Genomic DNA, 1,437 nt, shown 5'->3' with positions numbered 1-1,437 from the left:
ACGCCATTCAATCCGGTCATCGTCGATCTCGGCGACCAGGCCTCGCGCGCGGCGTTCCTGAAAGTGTCGCCGACTGGCAAGATGCCGGCGCTGCGCGACGATGCGCGCGAGCGAACGCTGCTGGAATCGACCATCATCATTGAATATCTGGCTGCGCATTATCCCGGGCCTGTCACGCTGGTGCCCACCGACATCGACTTTGCCCTTCAGGTCCGTCAGGCCGACCGCTTCTATGATTTCTACGTGCAGGCGCCGATGCAGAAGATCGTCGGCGACCGGCTGCGGCCAAAGAAGCAGACCGATCCATTCGGCGTCGAGGAAAGCCGCGCGCAGTTGCGCAACGCCTATGGCATCGTCGAAATGGAGATGCAGGAAAAAATCTGGGCGGTCGGCGACACCTTCACCATGGCCGACTGCTCGGCCTCACCCGCCTTGTTCTATGCCAACAAGGTTGAACCGTTCGGCGACAGGTTTCCGACGCTGAAACGCTATCACGATCGTCTGCTGGCGCGCCCATCCTTTGCCCGCGTGGTCGAGGAAGCGCAGCCCTATTTCAAGTTCTTCCCCTACAACAACGGCTAAAGCATGTCTCCCGAAAGTGGGAACCGGTATCGAGGACAAAGACATGCGTGAAATCAAAAACCTAAGCGTGGAGCGAATCTGAAAGATCGCGACGCGGTTTAGATCATTCCCCCGGCGCCGTTTCCCAGAACTGGTCGAGCCAGATGTTCAGCCTAAGGAAGCCGGCGCTGCTGACAGTATAGACGCGCCTGGTGCCTTCAGCCTTGGCATTGACAAGGCCGGCATCGAGCAGAACCTTCAGATGCTGGGAAACAGCCGGGCGCGAGACGGGCAATCCGGCCGCCAGTTCGTTCACCGTCTTCGGGCCGCGCCGGAGTTCTTCCAAGAGATAGCGCCGATTGGGGTCGGCTATCGCCACAAAGGCGTCAGAAAACATCATGCCGTTATTTGTGGGGCAAAGTTTTCGGAATCTCAACTATTGGTTTCAATCTTTCTGCGCGGATCGAGCCGGGTTGCTTCGGGCGTGACCGCGCGGTCCGCGGGCTGCGTCTTGAACGCATCGCGGTTTTCGATCGGCACCGGCGCGCGGGCGCGGATACGCAGCAGCGTGTAGCCGGCGAGGCTGAGATGAGCGAGCGCGGTTGCAAGAAACAGCCCCTCCGGACGCACCGAACCCATCAAGGCCGCGGCCAAAAGCGGGCCGATCATCGTGCCGAAGCCGTAGAGCAGAAGCAGGCCGCCGGAAACCTTGACGAAGTCCTCGGCGCGGGCGTGGTCGTTGGCGTGCGCGACGGCGATCGAATAGAGCGTGTAGGCGAAACCGCCATAGGCGGCGGTCAGCACGATGACGAAGATACCTGAACGCGGCGCGATCAGGAAGATCAACACCGCGACCAGAGCCGCGCCGAAGGCAGC

General features: G+C 61.0%; 3 protein-coding genes. 1 reads left to right on the top strand and 2 read right to left on the bottom strand.

Annotated features, from left to right (window positions below):
- On the top strand, window positions 1-582 hold a 582-nt coding region (locus EOA28_RS35630), incomplete at its 5' end, for a glutathione S-transferase family protein (RefSeq protein WP_148671097.1).
- A 103-nt stretch (window positions 583-685) separates the two neighbouring features.
- Here the strand turns inward: EOA28_RS35630 and EOA28_RS35625 are convergent.
- Together EOA28_RS35625 and EOA28_RS35620 are read right to left on the bottom strand one after the other, a co-directional pair.
- Window positions 686-961 carry a metalloregulator ArsR/SmtB family transcription factor gene (locus EOA28_RS35625; RefSeq protein WP_040998815.1) on the bottom strand — a complete coding sequence of 92 codons (276 nt, stop codon included), beginning with the start codon at window positions 959-961 and terminating at the stop codon, window positions 686-688.
- A gap of 32 nt (window positions 962-993) precedes the next feature.
- The coding region (locus tag EOA28_RS35620) for an MFS transporter (RefSeq protein ID WP_128315841.1) at window positions 994-1,437 on the bottom strand (444 nt) is incomplete at its 5' end.

Source organism: Mesorhizobium sp. M2A.F.Ca.ET.067.02.1.1 (assembly GCF_004023285.1).
Lineage (GTDB): Bacteria > Pseudomonadota > Alphaproteobacteria > Rhizobiales > Rhizobiaceae > Mesorhizobium.
Note: the sequence above shows the minus strand (reverse complement) of the source record. Positions and strands in the feature narration are given on the sequence as shown.

Bases quoted from the DNA above. Each gene is read 5' to 3' on its own strand.
- EOA28_RS35625 (WP_040998815.1), bottom strand. From the start codon at position 961: ATGATGTTTTCTGACGCCTTTGTGGCGATAGCCGACCCCAATCGGCGC.